This window comes from Lentzea indica (genome assembly GCF_012184385.1).
Taxonomy (GTDB): domain Bacteria; phylum Actinomycetota; class Actinomycetes; order Mycobacteriales; family Pseudonocardiaceae; genus Lentzea; species Lentzea indica.
In genome coordinates, this window is record NZ_VSRL01000187.1 from 1 (window position 1) to 17,505 (window position 17,505).

Annotated in this window: 17 protein-coding genes; 14 read left to right on the forward strand and 3 right to left on the reverse strand. The window is 68.8% G+C overall.

What is annotated here, in order from left to right:
• The 5 genes from FXN61_RS35250 to FXN61_RS35270 all read left to right on the forward strand — a co-directional run.
• Nucleotides 1-287, forward strand: a 287-nt coding sequence (locus tag FXN61_RS35250) for a DUF1702 family protein (RefSeq protein WP_167978271.1), incomplete at its 5' end; no start/stop codon positions are given.
• A 173-nt stretch (nucleotides 288-460) separates the two neighbouring features.
• Complete coding sequence (locus FXN61_RS35255) at nucleotides 461-1,438, forward strand: DUF1702 family protein (RefSeq protein WP_246292399.1); 978 nt, start codon at nucleotides 461-463, stop codon at nucleotides 1,436-1,438.
• Nucleotides 1,438-3,402, forward strand: a complete 1,965-nt coding sequence (locus tag FXN61_RS35260) for a CRTAC1 family protein (RefSeq protein ID WP_167978272.1) — start codon at nucleotides 1,438-1,440, stop codon at nucleotides 3,400-3,402. Before FXN61_RS35255 ends, FXN61_RS35260 begins: the two co-directional genes overlap by 1 nt.
• A 1-nt stretch (nucleotide 3,403) precedes the next feature.
• Nucleotides 3,404-4,405, forward strand: a complete 1,002-nt coding sequence (locus FXN61_RS35265; protein WP_246292400.1) for an RnfABCDGE type electron transport complex subunit D — start codon at nucleotides 3,404-3,406, stop codon at nucleotides 4,403-4,405.
• On the forward strand, nucleotides 4,402-5,757 hold the full coding sequence (locus FXN61_RS35270) for a cytochrome P450 (protein WP_167978273.1): 1,356 nt from the start codon (nucleotides 4,402-4,404) through the stop codon (nucleotides 5,755-5,757). The genes FXN61_RS35265 and FXN61_RS35270 overlap by 4 nt, the downstream gene beginning before the upstream one ends.
• 58 nt (nucleotides 5,758-5,815) lie before the next feature.
• Here the strand turns inward: FXN61_RS35270 and FXN61_RS35275 are convergent, their stop codons facing one another.
• Complete coding sequence (locus FXN61_RS35275; RefSeq protein WP_312878229.1) at nucleotides 5,816-6,589, reverse strand: helix-turn-helix domain-containing protein; 774 nt, start codon at nucleotides 6,587-6,589, stop codon at nucleotides 5,816-5,818.
• A 401-nt stretch (nucleotides 6,590-6,990) separates the two neighbouring features.
• Between FXN61_RS35275 and FXN61_RS35280 the strand changes: the two genes are divergently transcribed.
• The 6 genes from FXN61_RS35280 to FXN61_RS35300 all read left to right on the forward strand — a co-directional run bounded on the left by FXN61_RS35280 (nucleotide 6,991) and on the right by FXN61_RS35300 (nucleotide 13,241).
• On the forward strand, nucleotides 6,991-7,560 hold the full coding sequence (locus tag FXN61_RS35280) for a DUF5987 family protein (RefSeq protein ID WP_167978274.1): 570 nt from the start codon (nucleotides 6,991-6,993) through the stop codon (nucleotides 7,558-7,560).
• A complete protein-coding gene (locus FXN61_RS35285; RefSeq protein ID WP_167978275.1) occupies nucleotides 7,557-9,185 on the forward strand; it encodes a GMC family oxidoreductase N-terminal domain-containing protein in 1,629 nt (542 codons plus the stop codon). Before FXN61_RS35280 ends, FXN61_RS35285 begins: the two co-directional genes overlap by 4 nt.
• A gap of 286 nt (nucleotides 9,186-9,471) precedes the next feature.
• On the forward strand, nucleotides 9,472-10,428 hold the full coding sequence (locus tag FXN61_RS35290) for a carboxymuconolactone decarboxylase family protein (protein ID WP_167978276.1): 957 nt from the start codon (nucleotides 9,472-9,474) through the stop codon (nucleotides 10,426-10,428).
• Nucleotides 10,429-10,523: 95 nt separating this feature from the next.
• Nucleotides 10,524-11,327 carry a TIGR03084 family metal-binding protein gene (locus tag FXN61_RS35295; protein ID WP_167978277.1) on the forward strand — a complete coding sequence of 268 codons (804 nt, stop codon included), beginning with the start codon at nucleotides 10,524-10,526 and terminating at the stop codon, nucleotides 11,325-11,327.
• A complete protein-coding gene (locus FXN61_RS53260) occupies nucleotides 11,324-12,850 on the forward strand; it encodes a DHA2 family efflux MFS transporter permease subunit (protein ID WP_312878230.1) in 1,527 nt (508 codons plus the stop codon). Before FXN61_RS35295 ends, FXN61_RS53260 begins: the two co-directional genes overlap by 4 nt.
• Nucleotides 12,747-13,241, forward strand: coding sequence for a carboxymuconolactone decarboxylase family protein (locus FXN61_RS35300; RefSeq protein ID WP_312878231.1), 495 nt, complete (start codon nucleotides 12,747-12,749; stop codon nucleotides 13,239-13,241). Before FXN61_RS53260 ends, FXN61_RS35300 begins: the two co-directional genes overlap by 104 nt.
• Before the next feature lie 17 nt (nucleotides 13,242-13,258).
• Here FXN61_RS35300 and FXN61_RS35305 read toward each other — a convergent pair whose 3' ends face one another.
• Nucleotides 13,259-13,891, reverse strand: a complete 633-nt coding sequence (locus FXN61_RS35305; protein ID WP_167978279.1) for a streptomycin biosynthesis protein StrG — start codon at nucleotides 13,889-13,891, stop codon at nucleotides 13,259-13,261.
• A gap of 179 nt (nucleotides 13,892-14,070) precedes the next feature.
• Between FXN61_RS35305 and FXN61_RS35310 the strand changes: the two genes are divergently transcribed.
• On the forward strand, nucleotides 14,071-14,970 hold the full coding sequence (locus tag FXN61_RS35310) for a putative sugar O-methyltransferase (protein ID WP_167978280.1): 900 nt from the start codon (nucleotides 14,071-14,073) through the stop codon (nucleotides 14,968-14,970).
• An 83-nt stretch (nucleotides 14,971-15,053) separates the two neighbouring features.
• Here FXN61_RS35310 and FXN61_RS35315 read toward each other — a convergent pair whose 3' ends face one another.
• A complete protein-coding gene (locus FXN61_RS35315; RefSeq protein ID WP_167978281.1) occupies nucleotides 15,054-16,646 on the reverse strand; it encodes an MFS transporter in 1,593 nt (530 codons plus the stop codon).
• Nucleotides 16,647-16,905: 259 nt separating this feature from the next.
• Between FXN61_RS35315 and FXN61_RS53265 the strand changes: the two genes are divergently transcribed.
• Nucleotides 16,906-17,274: a YciI family protein gene (locus tag FXN61_RS53265; RefSeq protein WP_167978282.1), complete on the forward strand. Its 369-nt coding sequence runs from the start codon at nucleotides 16,906-16,908 to the stop codon at nucleotides 17,272-17,274.
• A gap of 7 nt (nucleotides 17,275-17,281) precedes the next feature.
• On the forward strand, nucleotides 17,282-17,505 hold a 224-nt coding region (locus FXN61_RS35325), incomplete at its 3' end, for a sigma factor (protein ID WP_376770786.1).

Sequence of the window (17,505 nt, forward strand, 5' to 3'; positions counted from 1 at the left end):
TCGCCGGCGGCTGCCCACCCGCGGAGCTCACCGACCTGCGGCGGGTCTCTGGCGAACACCGGGCCGAGGTCGCGCTGGGCATGGTGTTCGCGATCAAGGCCAGGGACCACGCGGGGTACGTGCCGCCGCACTCTGCCCAGGCCGCGACAGCCCTGGGCGACCTGTCCGCCGACGCCGCCGTCCGGCTGGCGGACGGCACAGCGGTCCACGACGACGCCGGAGACGTTCCGGCGTACGAGCTGTGGCGCCAGAAAATTCGCGCACACTTCATTTCACTCCCTGCGTGAACCCGCCGAGCACAGCGGACAATTCTTCAACCCCTTCCTCCCGATAGCGAAAAACAATCGCCTGGTTCAAAACAACAACGACCGCCCCGCACGACAGAAGTAGCCGTCCCCGGTCGCCGCCGTGCAAAGATTCGAACATCAGGAAGAACCACGGCAGTGGGAGGTGAAAACCTTTGGGAAAACGGTGGCACACGCTGAGGCGGCGCATTCTCACTCCCAGCACCACGGCAACATCACTCGACGTACGAGGTTTCCACAAGAAGAATCCGGCAGCGCAGGAAATCCTTGAGACGATCGGCAGGACTTTCCTCCAGGGATATGCGTACGCCGCGGAGGCCCGCACGGTCGCGCAGGCGGAGGAGAACCTGGAAACCGTGCCGCGGCGATTCCGCGGGTTCGCCTACGAGGGCGCCGCGATGGGGTACGCCGTCCGGGACGGCCTGCCGCTCGGCGGGTCCGGTCACCTCCGCGCGTTCCTCGCAGGCAAAGCGGCCAGGCACGACTACATGGCCTACATCGGCCTCGGCTGGGCGATGGCCCGGCTGCCCCGGTTCCGGTGGCCCGACGGCGCCGGGATCGACCCGTTCGCGCGCTGGCTCGTGCTCGACGGGTACGGCTTCCACCAGGCGTACTTCAAAACCTCCCGGTACGTGCACGAGCAGTACCGGGACGCCCGGTTCACCTGGCCCGCCGAGGAGATGTCGTGGTACGCCGGCCGCGCCATCGACCAGGGCATCGGCCGGGCGCTGTGGTTCGTCGGCGGCACGGACCCGGACGTGGTCGTGGCGCTGATCGAGAAGTACGCCCAGGACCGCCGGCCCGACCTGTACTCCGGCGCGGGTCTCGCGGCCGCGTACGCCGGCGGTGCCGACGAGGCCGAGCTGACCCGGTTCCGCGACCTGGCAGGGGAATGCCGGCCCCAGGTCGCCCAAGGTGCGGCGTTCGCCGCCGAGGCACGCGTTCGCGCCGACCTGCTCGTACCGCACACCGAGCTGGCCACCCTGGTGTTCTGCGGGCTGCCCGCGGAGAAGGCGGCCCAGATCACCCACGACACCCGGCCCGGCCCGGAGCCCTTCGGCGAACTGCCCGCGTACGAGGTCTGGCGGCAGCACACGGCTGGCGAGTTCGCGATCCCAGGGAGGAGTCAGTGATGTCCCCGATCGTTGGCCTGCTGCGCAGGCAACTGGCAGGCGTCGTCGCGTTGGTCCTGGTGGCCGCCACGTTCCTGGTGGCCCAGCTGCCCGCACCGTCGGCAGCCGAGGTGTCCGCGCTGTCGAGCACGTACCGGTTCACCCCGATGTCCGTCGCGATGCCCAGCGGGTATCCCCAGCAAGAGATCCGCAAGGTCAACCAGGACTACAGCCACATCGACGGGTGGATCTCGTCGGTCGGCGCCGCCATCGCGCTGAACGACGTCGACGGCGACGACCTGCCCAACGACATGTGCGTCACCGACCCGCGCATCGACCAGGTCGTCCTCACACCGAGCCCCGGCGCGAGGGCGGACAGGTACGCACCCTTCGCGCTCGACCCGAAGCCGCTGCCGATGAACCCGCACATCGCGCCGATGGGCTGCCTTCCCGGCGACTTCAACGAGGACGGCCGGATCGACCTGATGGTCTACTACTGGGGCCGGACGCCGATCCTGTTCCTGGCCAAGGCCACCGCCTCGCCGAAGCTGAGCGCGGACGCGTTCGTGCCGGCCGAACTGGTCCCCGGCGACCACGGCGCGGTCTACGACGGTCCACAGTGGAACACGAATGCGGTGGCCAGGGCGGACTTCGACGGGGACGGCCACGAGGACATCTTCGTCGGCAACTACTTCCCCGACGGCCCGGTGCTCAACCCCGGTGTGAGCGGTGGAGTCGTGATGAACCACTCGATGTCCAACGCGCAGAACGGCGGAACCGACCACTTCTTCCTGTACGAGAACGGAAGCGGTGGTGCGACCCCGGCCGCGGCGCACAAGCGGGTGGACGACGCGTTGCCGGAGCCCGTCTCCCGGGGCTGGGAGCTGGCGGCGGCGGCCAACGACCTCGACGGCGACAGCCTGCCAGAGCTGTACCTGGCCAACGACTTCGGCCCGGACCGCTTGCTGCACAACAGGTCCACTCCCGGCCGCCTGGACTTCAGGGTGGTCGAAGGCGTCCGCACGGGCGACGTGCCCAAGTCCAAGATCGTCGGCATCGACTCGTTCAAGGGCATGGGCGTGGACTTCGCCGACCTGGACGGCAACGGCATGTACGACATGTTCGTCAGCAACATCACCGCCTCCTGGGGCATCGAGGAGAGCAACTTCCAGTGGATGAACACCGCGAAGGACGAGGCGGACGCCCGCGCGCAGCTGTCCGGCGGCACGCCGCCGTTCCGCGACGACAGCGGCAAGGCCCGTTCGGCGTGGTCCGGCTGGGGCTGGGACGTCAAGACCGGTGACTTCGACAACAGCGGTTCGCTGGCCATCGCCCAGGCGACCGGGTTCGTCAAGGGCGAGACCAACCGGTGGCCGCAGTTGCAGGAACTGGCCACGGCCAACGACACCCTGCTCGCCAACCCGTTCTTCTGGCCGAGGGTCAACCACGGCGACGACATCGCCGGTGGTGAACGGCTGAAGTTCTACGTACGCGACGCCGAGGGCTCCTACGTCGACCTGGCTCCGTCGCTCGGCCTGGACGTGCCGGTGCCGACGCGGGGCATCGCGACGGCCGACACCGATGGCGACGGGCTCCTCGACTTCGCCGTCGCCCGGCAGTGGGACCAGCCGGTGTTCTACCGCAACCAGTCCGGCTCCGCCGGCTCGTTCATCGGCCTGAAGCTCACCCACGAGCAGCTCGGCGTCGACGGCAGCCTGCCAGCGCCCGGTTCACCGGCGGTGGGCACCCAGGTCACCGTCACCGCGCCGGGAGGCAAGAAGCAGGTGTCCTACGTGGACGGTGGCGGCGGGCACTCCGGCAAGCGCAGCAACGCCGTGCACATCGGACTGGGCAAGGACGTCGCCGGGCCGGTCTCGGTCCACCTGCGCTGGCGCGACCGTGACGGCCGGACGCACGAACAGGACCTGCAGCTGAGCACCGGCTGGCACTCGCTGCGGCTGGGCACCACCGCCAAGGAGAAGTGACATGGCAGAAACCGTCAAAGCGCAGTTGCACAGTCCCAAGGTCACGATGGCGCTGCGCAACTTCGCGATCTCGATCACGGTGTTCAACATCGTCGGGTACGCCCTGCTCGGCTTCGAACAACCGTATCTGTGGCCGTTGGTCGCCCTGCTCACCGGTTACACCGTCGAGATCGGTCTGGAGTCGCTCGCGGCCAGGGTGGAGGGCCGCGGCCCCAGGTTCGCAGGCAACGGCGTGCGCGGCGTGGTGGAGTTCCTCTACCCCGCCCACATCACCAGTCTCGCGATGAACATGCTCATCTACGTCAACGACCAGGTCTGGGTGCTGATCTTCGGCGTGACGGTCGCGGTCGGTGCGAAGTGGATCCTGCGCGCTCCGGTCCGCGGCCGGTTGCGGCACTACATGAACCCGTCGAACTTCGGCATCGCCGTGATCCTGCTGTTGTTCCCGTGGGCCAGCATCGCGCCGCCGTACCACTTCACCGAACACACCACCGGCTGGGTGGACTGGCTGATCCCCGCCATCATCGTGATCGGCGGCACGATGATCAACGGCAAGCTGACCGGCCGGATGTGGCTGATCATGGGCTGGCTGGTGACCTTCGCGCTGCAGGCCGTCGTCCGCGGCGTCCTGTTCGACACGTCCATCCCTGCCGCACTGGCGATGATGACCGGCACCGCGTTCATCCTGTTCACCAACTACATGGTCACCGACCCCGGCACCAGTCCGTCGAAACCGGCCGCCCAGGTGATGTTCGGCGCGGGGATCGCTGTGGTGTACGGCGTCCTGATGGTCGCTCACATCGCGTACGGCATCTTCCTCGCCACTGCGATCGTCTGCCTGATCCGCGGCTTGTTCCTGTGGGGCATCCACTTCGTCAACGAGGCGCGTGTCCAGCACGAGGCACAGCAGGCCACTCTCGCCGCCGCCCACACCGGTAACGGCGAGCACAACAACACAACCGTTGCACGGGACGCGGGTGGCAAAAAGGTCGTCCGGACATGACCGTCGTCAACGAGACGCACCGAACGCCGCCCGGCCCCAGCCGCCGGGCGACGTTCGGCCTGCTGCGCAAGCTGGTCGGCAACCGGCTCGGCCTGATGTCGTACGCCGCCGAGACCTTCGGCGACGCGTCCCGGATGGCCATCGGCCCGAAGGTGCTCTACTTCTTCAACCACCCGGACCACGCCAAGCACGTGCTCGCCGACAACGCGGCCAACTACCACAAGGGAATCGGGCTGGTGCAAGCCCGCAGGGCGCTCGGCGACGGGCTGCTGACCAGTGAGGGCGAGCTGTGGCGCGAGCAGCGCCGCACGATCCAGCCGGTGTTCCAGCACAAGCGGATCATGCGGCAGGCCGGCGCCGTCGCCGGGGAGGCGGCCGACCTGGTCGGCCGGTTGCGCGCGCACGACGGCGGTGCACCGGTCGACGTGCTGCAGGAGATGACCGGCTTCACCCTGGGCGTGCTCGGCCGCACGTTGCTGGACACCGACCTCGCCGGGTTCGACGGCGTCGGCCACTCCTTCGAGGCCGTGCAGGACCAGGCGATGTTCGAGATGGTCACGATGAGCATGGTGCCGACGTGGGTGCCACTGCCCAAACAGGTGCGGTTCCGCCGTGCCCGCAAGGAGTTGCACCGGGTCGTCGAGCAGCTGGTGGCCGACCGCGCCGGCGGGGCGGAGGGCGATGACGTGCTCTCCCGGCTGATCGCGTCCACCCGGCGGGAGGACGACCCGCGGATCGGCGAGAAGCGCATGCACGACGAGCTGATCACGTTGCTGCTGGCGGGGCACGAGACCACGGCGTCCACTTTGGGCTGGACCTGCCACCTCGTCGACGAGCACCCCGAGGTGGGCGAACGGCTGCACGCCGAGGCCGTCGAGGTGCTGGGAGACCGGCTGCCCGAGTACGAAGACCTGCGCCGGCTCACCTACACCACCATGGTGGTGGAGGAGGTCATGCGGCTGTACCCGCCGGTGTGGATCCTGCCGCGTACGGCCCAGGCGGACGACGAGGTCGGCGGCTACCACGTACCGGCAGGAGCGGACGTGCTGGTGTGTCCCTACACGCTGCACCGGCATCCGGCGTTCTGGCCGCACCCTGACCGGTTCGACCCGGACCGGTTCCACCCGGACGGCACCACCGGCCACCCGCGGTACGCGTACATCCCGTTCGGCGCGGGGCCGAGGTTCTGCGTCGGCAGCAGCCTCGGGATGATGGAGGCGGTCTTCGTGATCGCGATGATCGCTCGCGAACTGCGGCTGACCAAGGTCCCCGGCTACGAGGTGGTCGCCGAGCCGATGCTGTCGCTGCGCGTGCGCGGCGGTCTCCCGATGACCGTGTCCGTCCACGGGTGACCGTCCACAGCAGACCGCTGGCCCCGCCGGATCTCCGGCGGGGCCAGCGGTCTCGCCGTCAGCTGCCCGACTGGCCGTCGAGCAGGGCGAGCAGGACCGGCGGGTCGAACGCGTTCATCGGCCGCAGTCGCACGTCGGCCGGCCGGATGACCGTTTCCGGCCGGATCGTGACCGGACCGACCGAGCCGACCAGCGCACGCACGCGATCACCGTCGCCGTTGCGCTGTGCCGGGATCAGCCGCTCCTCCTCGGCGGCCGGCACCTCGCCCGCGTAGGCCAGGACGTACCAGGTGCCCTGCGGCACGTCCTCCAGGGCGTAGGGACCCGGTCGATCGAGAACCGTGCACCGGATCGGCTGGCCTTGCGGCAGCCGATCCGGGAACAGACCGATGAAAACGGCTCCCGCATGCCCGGCCGCCGACGGCCACACATGTCCCCGAATCGTCGCGGACTGCTTGGGCGTGACCCGAACCCGGCCGTCCGGGCAAATTCGAGTGGTGAATCCACCCAGCTGGCGGTAAGTGGTCGGCGAAACTCCGACGCTGCTGCGGAACCGCGAGCTGAAGGTGCCCACGCTGGCATAGCCGACGCGGTGACTGATTTCCGTGACGCTGAACATCGTCGAAACCAGAAGGCGTTTCGCCTCCTGCAGGCGGATCGCTGAGAGAAAACGTCCGGGCGAGACGCCAGTCGCCCGTTGGAACACTCGGGAAAAATGAAACTTGCTGAACATCGCCGTCCGGGCCATGTCATCGATCGTGAGCTGCTCAGCAAGGTTCTCACGCATCGACTTGATGACTCGATCGACAGCCTTCTCGATGACTTCGTCCACCCATTCCCCCAACGACGAAGAAGGTCAAACCAAAGACGAAAGGTCGTAACAGACCAATTGCCGTGGAACGCACGCTTGAAGCGCCGATCCCTTACTTGTCGAGTACTTCGGCTACGTCCTCGACGTTAGCAGGCGACCAACAACCACGCAAGGCGATCGGAAATTCACTCCCCGTAGTCACCGATCCGCCAATCGTCCACCGACGTCCAGTCCACAATGGTCATTCCACGTCGGCCGGAGCAGCCGGTCCAGGCAATTCGGCAGCATTTCTAAAGATGCACACCGGTCCACACCGGTCCGACAATCAAATCCCCGGGGTGTTCAGGTTCGCGTGGTTCGTCTGCCACTGACGTGCGTAAAACGCGAGTTCACTCACGCCTGCCTGCACGAAGGAGGAAGTCATGAGGCCGGACGACGCAGCCGACGACGACCCGAGGACGATGACACTGGAGGCGTTCGCCGACACGATCGTGCCAGGAGCCAAGCGATGGCCCGGCGATCGGGCCGTGGCCGGCGTGTCCGCCGACGGTGGCGCGGTCGACTCCGGCGCCCTGGAGCTGCTCGAGATGCCGGCGACCGGTGTGACCGCCGGGCTCGGCGCGCTGGCTCAGACGCTCAACGCGCACACGACCGCGTACGCAGAGGAATGCGGTCTGGCGCTGGACGACACGGTCCCGCCGTTCGTCTCGCTGGCCTACGAGCACCGCGTCGAACTCGTGCGGCGGCTGACCACTCCCGGGCACCCGGAGAAGGACGGGTGGGTGTTGCTGGCGTTGTTCAGCAACATGGCCTACGACAGCGCCGCGCACATGAGCACGGCGGACGCGCTCGCCGCAGGCCACCCCGGACTGACCGCGATGGGATTCGCCCTGCCGGACACCGACGGGCTGTGGCGGTTCCCCCGCTTCTCCTACGGCCGCAAGCTCGCCGAACCGCATCCGAACACCACACCGTCAGGGAGCCCGGAATGATCGAGAGCACCGACGTCCTCGTCGTGGGAAGCGGCTTCGGCGGCGCCATCGCGGCGTACCACCTGGCAGCAGGCGGTGCCGAGGTGGTCGTGCTGGAGCGCGGCCCCTGGTTGGAGGGCAAGGACTTCGACCACGACTACCTGCTCGGCAAGTCGTACACGCGGGTGTTCGACTTCGTGGCGGGCGACGGCATGAGCGTTCTCGGCGGCAACTGCGTCGGCGGTGGCAGTGTCGTGTACTTCGCCGCGTTGCCGCGCGCACCCCGGTTCGCCTTCGAGCGGCAGGGCGGCCTCGGCAGGCGGATGTGGCCGTCGGCCATCACGCGCGACACCCTGGATCCTTGGTACGACCGGGTTTCCGAGGCCATCCCGGTGCGTCAGCAGACCTGGGACGACGTGACGTACGCGGGTGGCCTCTGGGGCGCGGCGTGCCACCACGCGGGCCGCACCGCCAACCCCGTGCCGATCGGGATCGACAACGGGAAGTGCACCAACTGCAACTGGATGATGGCGGGCTGCCGCTTCGACGCCAAGCAGTCGTTGTTGTTCAACTACCTGCCCGCGGCCGTCGCCCACGGCGCCCGGATCCGCCCGCTGCACGAGGTGCAGCGGATCAGCCGGACCGCCGACGGCGGCTACCGGGTGCACTACAACCAGATCGACGAGGAGGACTACCGGATCCACACCGGCTCCGGTGCCATCGACGCCAAGATCGTCGTGCTGGCGGCGGGCGCGGGCGCCACCCCGGTGATCCTGCAACGGTCCGAGCAGGAGCTCGGCACGATGCCGCACGGCGTCGGCCGGTACTTCTCCGGCAACGGCGAACGGCTCAACACCGCGGTCGTCAACGAGGAACGCGTCCGCGAGGTGCTCGGCCTGTCACGCGAGGACGGCCTGGTCTACGAGGCCAACCAGATCGGCAAGGGCCCCGTGGTGGCCAGCTGGGACAACCTGGACGCGTCGCTGCCGGAGTTCTCGCGGTTCTCCCTGGAACAGCTGTACTTCCCGCCCGGCCTGGGCACGATCCTCGCGCAGGCGCCGGGTGCGGGCGACCCCACCTGGTTCGGCGTGGCCAAGAAGGAGATGCTGCGCCGCTGGCGGTCGTGGCTGACGATCTTCCTGATGACCGAGGACGACAACGAGGGCGTGTTCGGCCCGCCACCACCGACCGGCAACGCGTACCGCATCTCGCAGCAGATGCTCGGCCGCGGCCCGCTCCGGTACGACCCGACGCCGAACACGTTGCGCGGCTGGGCGCAGGCGGACGCCGTGGTCAAGGAGGTCCTGGAACGCGACGGTCTGGCCGAGGTGGCACCGTGGACCAACGACGTCGTCGGCGCCTACACGGTGCACCCGCTGGCGTCGTGCCGGATCGGCGACGACCCGGCCACGTCCGCCCTCGACGACCGGCACGAGCTCCGCGGCCACCCCGGCATCTTCGTCACGGACGGCTCCGCGGTTCCCGGCGCTTTGACGGTCAACCCCGCACTGACCATCGCGGCGCTCGCGGAACGCGCGATGCCGGGGATCGTCCTGGCGGCTCAGCAGCGAGGGGTGCGGGTCCGGTACGGGGCGCCGCCGCCGGTCGGGGTCGCTTCCACGCCGATGATGGGGGTTTCCGGCTGACGGCAGGGTGGTCCGGCCGTGCGGACGACCGTCCACACCGGACTGCCGTTCGACAGGAGAGCCGGCGCGGGATCCGAGCGGGGCAGCGGCTGGGCCCGATGGCCGCCGTGTCAGGCGTGTCGGTCCCGGCACAGCTCGGTCCTCGGCGGAGCGATCGATTCCTTCTGGCTTGCGGTCCACCTCCGGCATTCCATCCCGAATCAAGCAATTCTCAAGAATGAAGCCGATTACCGGAACCGTAGGCTTCGCTGTGATCGCAATTGCCCCACGCACCAAGAGGATGGCGATGAGTGGCGTTGTCATGCGGGCCGCACTTCGAAAATCACTGGCGCAGATCCGGTACGTCACCGCCGTCCGGCCGGCGGCCGCGAACGGAATCGTCGCCGAGGTGTACCGGCAGGCGGAACGGGACTTCGGCCTGCTGGCCCCTCCGGTGGCGTTGCACTCCCCCGCACCCGAACCACTCGCCGCCGCCTGGATGATGCTGCGCGAGACGCTGCTCGTGCGGGGACGGGTGGACCGGGCCACCAAGGAGGCCACGGCCGCCGCCGTGTCGGCGGTCAACGTGTGCCCGTACTGCGTGGACGTGCACAGCACCGCCGTCAGCGCGTTGGACCCCGGCCGGCGGTTCGCAGGGATCACCGAGTGGGTCACCGGGTCCGGCCCGCTGCCTGGCAGGGCCGACCAGGTCCCGGAGCTGGTCGGGGTGGCCGTGACGTTCCACTACCTCAACCGGATGGTGAACGTCTTCCTGCCGGACACGCCGTTGCCGCCCGGCGTGCCGCGGGGTCCCGGCCTGACCTTGTTCGGCCGTTTCCTCAAGGCCACGGCCGGATCGGAGGTGCGGCCCGGCGAATCGAGCCTGCTGCCGGACGCCGCGCTGCCCGCCGATCTGTCGTGGGCGAGCGCGAATCCTTTCGTGGCACGGGCTTTCGCCGCCGCGGCAGGAGTGCTGGGCCGGTCGGTGCCCGAGTCGGTGCGCACCCTGCTCGCGTCGACCACCGAAGAGGCCAGGGGAATCAGCCGGGCGTGGGTGGACGACCTGCTCACGGCCGTGCCGGCCAGGGACCGGGCGGCCGGGCGGGTCGCACTGCTCACGGCGTTCGCCTCGCACCAGGTCGACGGACCGGTGATCGACGAGTTCCGCCGCGCCACCCCGGACGACCGCGCGCTCGTCGAGCTGACCGCGTGGGCGAGCTTCACCGCGGCCCGCCGGCTCGGCCGGTCCATGAACACCGATTGACGCATCTTGCGAGAAGCATTCTCCCGCGGTGCCACGCCATAATTTTTCGTTGCGTTCGTCTGCACGTATTTCTCATTCGCCGAGAGGGACGAATCATGACCGAACCGCACGACGTGTTCGCCGCGCTCACCGCGACAGGCGACGAATTCGACCGGGTTCTCGCCGGGTTGCACGAGGACGACTGGTCGCTGCCGACGCCTTCGCCCGGCTGGACCATCGCGCACCAGGTCGCCCACCTGTCCGCGACGTTCCGGATGGCGGGCCTGGCCGGCGCCGATCCGGACGCGTTCCGGCGGATGACCAAGGGGCTGAGCCCCGACTTCGACGCCAACGTCGAGCACGCGCTGGCCGAGTTCCTCTCCGAACCGCCGAACGTCCTCTTCCAGCGGTGGCAGTCGGAAAAGGCCCGTGCCATCGCGTCCCTCGCGGCCGTGCCCGCGGACCAGGTGGTGCCGTGGCTGGTCAACCCGCTGCCACCGGGCGTCCTGGCCGCCGCGGGCATGATGGAGCTGTTCGCGCACGGCCAGGACGTCGCCGACGCGGTGGGCGTCCGGCTGGAGCGCACCGACGACCTCGGCCACCTCGTCGCGTTCGCCGTCCGCACCTGGGACTTCGGTTACCAGGCGCGCGGTGTCCCCACTCCGGACGTGCGGATCCGGTTCGAGATCACCGCGCCGTCCGGGACGCTGTGGACGTTCGGGCCAGAGGACGGCGCGGACCGGGTGACCGGCCCGGCCGAGGACTTCTGCCTGCTGGTGACCAGGCGCCGCCACCACGAGGACCTCGCACTGACCGCCACCGGTGACGTGGCCACGGCGTGGTTGCGGATCGCCCAGGCGTACCGCGGCCCGGCTGGCGTTGGGCGCAAGCCCCGGCAGTTCGACACCGCAAGGTCGTGAAGGAAGCCGACCGGTGGCGGGCACTGGCCGTCCTGTGCGTCGCCAACTTCCTCGTCGTGCTGGACACCAGCATCGTCAACACGGCCGCGCCCGACATCATGGCGTCGATGGGCGCGGGGATCGACGAGGTCCTGTGGGTGCTCAACGGATACCTGCTCGCCTTCGCCGCGCTGCTGATCGTCTTCGGCCGGCTCGGCGACCTGGTCGGCCCGCGCACGCTGTTCCTCGGCGGGCTCGGCCTGTTCACCACAGCATCCGTCCTTTGTGGACTGTCTGCAGGTGTCGGGTGGCTGATCGCGGCCAGGGTCCTGCAGGGACTGGGCGCGGCCATGCTCGTGCCGCAGGCGCTGGTGCTGATCGCCGCGATCTTCCCGCACACCCGGCGGGGCACGGCGTTCGGGCTGTTCACGGCGGCGGCCGGGGTGGCGGCGGTCGGCGGCCCCGCGCTCGGCGGCCTGGTGGTGACCAGCTGGGGCTGGCAGTCGATCTTCTACCTGAACGTCCCGGCAGGCGTCGCGGGCCTGCTGTTTGCGCGACGGTTCCTGCCGACGGCGCGCACCGGCCGCACGCACCGTTTCGACGTGCTGGGCGTGCTGCTGGCGTCGACCGGCCTGACCGGGATCGTGTACGGCCTGATCGAGGGCGGGAGGCACCACTGGGGCACGATCTCGGGCGCTTTCAGCATTCCGCTGGTGTTCGGTGTCTCCGCGGTGTCGCTCGTCCTGTTCGTGCTGTGGGAACGGCGGGTACCGGAACCGCTCGTACCCCTGGACCTGTTCCGCCACCGCAACTACACGATCGCCACGGTCATCACGTCGGTGCTCTCGTTCGCGTTGTACGGGTTCCTGCTCGTGTTCGTGCTGGAGACGCAGACGGTGCTGGGGATGTCGCCGCTGATGTCCGGCCTGACGGCGTTGCCGTGGACGGTCGTGCTGAGCGTCCTCGCGCCGATCGCCGGCCGCCTGGCGGACCGGGTCGGCGGCCGGGTCCTGCTGGTCGCCGGCCTGGCCACGTACGCGCTCGGCATCCTGGGGGTCGCGTTCCTCCCCACCGAGTCGGCCACGGCCGTCACGTTCGTCCTGCCCCTGGTGGTCGTCGGGATCGGCCAGGGCATGACCTTCACGCCTGCCACCACCGAGGCGATGCGAGAGATCACGGCGGACCGCACCGGCGCCGCGTCCGGAACGCTCAACACGGCCAGGCAGGTGGGCGCCGCGATGGGCGCCGCCGTGACGGGTGCGGTGCTGCAGGGGCAGATCGCCTCCGGTTCGAGCGTGCTGGAGGCGGCACGACTGTCCCTGACCGTGGTGGCCGGCGTGGTGCTCGCCGGCTGCGTGCTCGCGCTTTTCACGGCTCGTCCCCACCAATCCCAGGAGGTGTCCGATGGCACACATCGAACTGAACAACGACCTGCCGGGCGTGATCGGTCTGCTGACGTACCGGCCGGAGACGGCGAAGCCGATCGCCGACCTGGCCAACACCCTGTTGCGCTCACCCGGTTCCCTGTCCCGCGGCGAGCGTGAACTGATCGCGGCAACGGTGTCCCACGGCAACGAATGCAGGTTCTGCGCGAACTCCCACAGCGCGATCGCCGCCCACGAGCTCGACGACCGGCCACTGGTCGACCAGGTGCTCGCCGACCCTGCCGAGGCACCCGTCTCCGGCAAACTCCGCGCCCTGCTGCACATCGCCGAGCAGGTCCGCGTCAGCGGCAAAGCCGTGACGCCGGACCACATCGCGGTCGCACGGAGCGCGGGCGCGACGGACCTCGAGATCCACGACACGGTCCTGATCGCGGCCATGTTCTGCATGATGAACAGGTACGTGGACGGCCTCGGCACGTTCGCGCCCCTGGATCCCGCGGGCTACGCGGAGGCGGCGAAGTCGATCGCCGCCAACGGCTACGGCGCGTGAGATCTCCCGCGGAAGGCTCAGAGGACGTCGAAGTACTCCCCGATCCACATGCCGCGCTTCGCGTCCATGCTGCGCTTCTCCGACGGCGCGTAGTCGGCCATCGGAATGCAGCGGAAGTCGAAGCTGACCCGCGTGGACCCGGTGTCGTTGACCTTGTTGCCGTGGTTCCAGTGCACGGCGTCGAACTTCAGCAACTGGCCCGGTTCCAGCTCCCACGGGCGGTGGTCGCCGTTCCCCAGCTCCGTTTCGATCCACACGGAGTTGGTGCCCCAGCAGCGGGTGAACGGAACCCAGAAGTTCACCTCGCCGGCTGCGTGGTTGTAATCGCCGTCGGTGTGGAACTCACCGACGGCGACATTTCCGGGAAAGTGGATCCGGAACGTGGGCACGCGCTGGAAGCAGAACTCCTTGGTGCCGAGCACCTCCGGCACGAAGGCCGCGACGAACTCCCGGTAGAGGTCGTTCACCTCCGGCTCGAAAGCCCGGTAGAACGCGGCGTGGAACTCGGTGGCCTGGTCGGTCTGCCAGGTGAACCTCTCGACCGGCGTGTCCGGAGCCAGCGTGGACAGGTCCTCGACGTCGTAGATCCGGCGCAGTGCCGAACCGAAGTCGAAACGCGTCCGATCGTAGTTGTGGACCGAGGGGCGCATGGTCGTCTCCTTCGGTGGAATGGTCCGTGAATACCCCGGCCGAACGAACCTAACATGATGACCAAAAGATTGACGAAGTCGATTCCAGCAATATCCGAGAAGCCGGTACGGCAATTCGCCGGTAAAGCAACAGGGCATCAGCTGAAGAAGTTCCCGGCCGACGAAGCGGAGGAGTTTCAGTGACGGCGACGAAGTACGGTGCGAGCGACCTGTGGACCTACAACAACGACACCAGGGTCACGCCGGACGTGGACCTGACGACGTTCAAGGCCGGGCCCGCCAACTACAAGCTCGCGTTGTGGGACCCCGGCACGAACGGCATGCGCTACCTCAAGTCGCTGCTGTACGTGCTGGCAGACCGCCTGTCGCCGGAGAACCGGGAGCGCTTGCGGCGCATCAGGAACCGCGACGTGGGCGGGCCGATCACCGTGCGTTCGGCTGGGGACGAGGTGTGCATGGACTACCTGCAGGCGGTGCACGAGCTGGAGTTCATGGCGTCGGTGGTGCACCTGGACGGCACGCGGGTGCTGGAGATCGGCGCGGGGTACGGCCGGACGTGCCACGCGATGCTGTCCAACCACGACGTGGAGTACTGGATCGTGGACCTGGACAACGCCCTGTCGCTCGCACGGCGCTATCTGCACGCCGTGCTGGACGACGACCAACTCGCGCGGGTGCGGTTCGTACCGGTGAGCGAAGTGGACGAAGCGTTGACAGACGAGAGGTTCGGCCTTTGCGTCAACATCGACTCGTTCGCCGAGATGCCCCCGGACACGGTGCGGAACTACCTCGAACTGGCCGACGCCCGGTGTGACGCCCTCTACGTCAACAACCCCGTCGGCAAGTACCTCGACCCCTCACTGGACAACCACGTGCAGGGCGCCGAGGTCGTGGCGTACGCGCTGCGGACCGGGCTGCTGCGCGAGGTGATCGACGTGTACGACAGCGAGGCGGTCGCCACCCGAGCGAAGTCCTTTGTGGAGGCTTATCGGCCCGGCGCCGGGTGGGCGTGCCTGCGGCATGGCGCCGCCACCCCGTGGAGCTACTACTGGCAAGCGATGTACGAACGGGCCGTGTGACCTAGATGGATGTCCAGCTCCCCGGCTGGCGTCGCCGGGGAGCTGGACGACCACGGCTGTGGGGGGACAGCCGCGGTCCGCACTCAGGCGTGGTGGTCGGCCTTGGCCGCACCGGCTTCTTCAGGTGCCTCGCCCAGGTCGTCCGGCTCCGCTCCCGTCGGCGGCAGGTGCCGGAGCGCGGTCGCGGCGTAGGCGGCCAGCACGACGAACAGGACCGCACCGATGACCGCGACGATGCGCAGGCCGGAGGTGAACGCGATGCGAGCGGCGTCGAGCAGTTGCGCACCGAGCTCACCCGGCACGCGCTGTGCCGCCGACTCCGCCAAGGCGATGTTGTCCATGGCGGTGGCCGTCACGTCGGGTGGCAGGCCGGCGGGCAGCGTCGCGGACAACTGGCTGTGGTAGGCCACCGTGCCCACGCTGCCGAGCACGGCGACACCCATCGACATGCCGAACTCACCGCTGACCTCGGAGAGCGAGGAGACCGATCCGGCCTTCTCCGGCGGCGCGGAACCGAGCAGCAGACCGGTGCCGAGACCGGACGGCAACCCGGTGCCCACCGCCATGATCGCGTACCCGACCCACAGCTCGACCAGGTGTCCCGGCCCGTCCACCGTGGTGATCAGCAGGTAGCCGGCTGCGGCGAGCAGGAACCCGATGGCGAACAGGTTGCCTGGGCGGATCCGCTTGGCCAGCGCCGCACCCACGTTGATGCCCACGACCATCACCAGGCTGACCGGCGCCAGCAGCAGACCGGCCCGCATCGGCGACAGGCCGTCGACGCCCTGGACGCTCTGCACCACCAGGAAGTACGTGCCCGCCTGGAGGATCGCGCCGACGAGGGTGATCACCATGACGGTGGTGAAGGTGCGGTTGCCGAACAGCCGCATGTCCACCATCGGGTGGCTGAGCCTGCGCTGGTGCAGGACGAAGACCACCGCGAGCACCAGCCCGGCGAGGAGCACGAGCGTCGGCACGAGTGCGAACCCGGACTTGGCCAGTTCCTTGAAGCCGTAGACGATCGGCAACACGGCCACCAGCGAGAGCAGCACGCTGAGCAGGTCCACCCGCCCGGCGCCGGGATCGCGGTACTCCGGCAGCAGGATCGGACCGGTCACCAGCAACAGCACCAGGACCGGGACGCCGATCAGGAACACCGAACCCCACCAGAAGCTGCCCAGCAGCACGCCGCCGACCACCGGGCCCAGCGCCATCCCGCCCATGAAGCAGGACATCCAGATGGCGATCGCGGTCCCCATCTGCTTGGGGTCCTTGAACATGTTGCTGATCAACGCCAGGGTGGACGGCATCAGCGTCGCGCCGCCGATGCCCATCGCCGCCCTGGCCGCGATGAGCATCTCCGGACTGGTCGAGAACGCCGCGGCCACCGAGGCGAGGCAGAACACGGCCGCACCGATCAGCAACAGCTTGCGCCGCCCGATCCGGTCTCCCAGCGTGCCCATCGGGATCAGGAAGCCCGCGACCAGGAACCCGTAGACGTCGGCGATCCACAACTGCTGTGGACCGGTGGCGCCCAGGTCGGTGCTCAGGTGCGGGACGGCCAGGTAGGTGACACTGAAGTCCAGTGACAGCAGCAACGTGGGCAGAGCCAGGATGGTCAGTCCCAGCCACTCCCGCACACCAGCCCTGGGACCGGACGCGGCAGTCGAGTCCATCGGCGGTTCCTCTCTCAACGTGTGCCGATCCGCGAGGTTCCGGACCGGACGCCTCACCCACAGGTCGAAGCCGCCACCCCGATCCGGACATCCCCCGGCCGCCGTCCGCGTGGATTTCGTGCCGAGCACTCCCGGAGCTCCGCCGTGGCACGATCGGCGAGGAGAAATCGCGAGGCCCGATGTCCGGACCGCCGAGCCGGTTTCGACAGCATTTGACGCGAACGCGTTGCGACGCATAACCCGAAGGAGGACATCAACGGTGAAATACATCATCCTGGTACACGGTTCCCAGCAGGACTTCGACTCCTCGCCGGAGGAAGCGGACCTGGCCGAGATCGGCACCGCGCTGGAGAAGTTCAACCAGGAGTTGCGGGATTCGGGGGAACTCGTCGACGTGCAGGGACTGGCCGCCCCCGTGCACACGAGGCGCATTCAGCTCAGGGACGGGGTTCCGGTCGTCACGGACGGGCCCTATGGTGAAACCGAGGAGGTCGTCATCGGGTACTGGGTGGTGGAGTGCGCGAGCTTCGACCGCGCGACGGAAATCGCCGGCAAGCTGAGCAGGTGTCCAGGTCCGGAGTCGGTCATCGACGTCCGGCCGATCATGGGGGCCGAACCCGATTTCTGAGCGGAACGTGCGCAAGGGCGAGATCGAGGGTCTGCTGCGGAGCTTGACCCCGCACGCCCTCGGCGCGCTCGTGCGCCGGTACGGGCACGTGGACCTGGCAGAGGACGCGGTGCAGGAGGCGTCGCTGGCGGCGTTGACCCAGTGGCCGGTCGAGGGGCTGCCGGACAACCCGGCCGGCTGGCTGAGCACGGTCGCCGCGCGACCGTGGGTAGCGCGACCTTGCTCGGTACC

Coding starts and splice junctions, on each gene's coding strand:
- FXN61_RS35295 (WP_167978277.1), top strand. CDS start 10,524: ATGACCGAACCGCACGACGTGTTCGCCGCGCTCACCGCGACAGGCGAC.
- FXN61_RS35280 (WP_167978274.1), top strand. CDS start 6,991: ATGAGGCCGGACGACGCAGCCGACGACGACCCGAGGACGATGACACTG.
- FXN61_RS35265 (WP_246292400.1), top strand. CDS start 3,404: ATGGCAGAAACCGTCAAAGCGCAGTTGCACAGTCCCAAGGTCACGATG.
- FXN61_RS35290 (WP_167978276.1), top strand. CDS start 9,472: ATGAGTGGCGTTGTCATGCGGGCCGCACTTCGAAAATCACTGGCGCAG.
- FXN61_RS35270 (WP_167978273.1), top strand. CDS start 4,402: ATGACCGTCGTCAACGAGACGCACCGAACGCCGCCCGGCCCCAGCCGC.
- FXN61_RS35305 (WP_167978279.1), bottom strand. CDS start 13,891: ATGCGCCCCTCGGTCCACAACTACGATCGGACGCGTTTCGACTTCGGT.
- FXN61_RS35260 (WP_167978272.1), top strand. CDS start 1,438: ATGTCCCCGATCGTTGGCCTGCTGCGCAGGCAACTGGCAGGCGTCGTC.
- FXN61_RS35285 (WP_167978275.1), top strand. CDS start 7,557: ATGATCGAGAGCACCGACGTCCTCGTCGTGGGAAGCGGCTTCGGCGGC.
- FXN61_RS35315 (WP_167978281.1), bottom strand. CDS start 16,646: ATGGACTCGACTGCCGCGTCCGGTCCCAGGGCTGGTGTGCGGGAGTGG.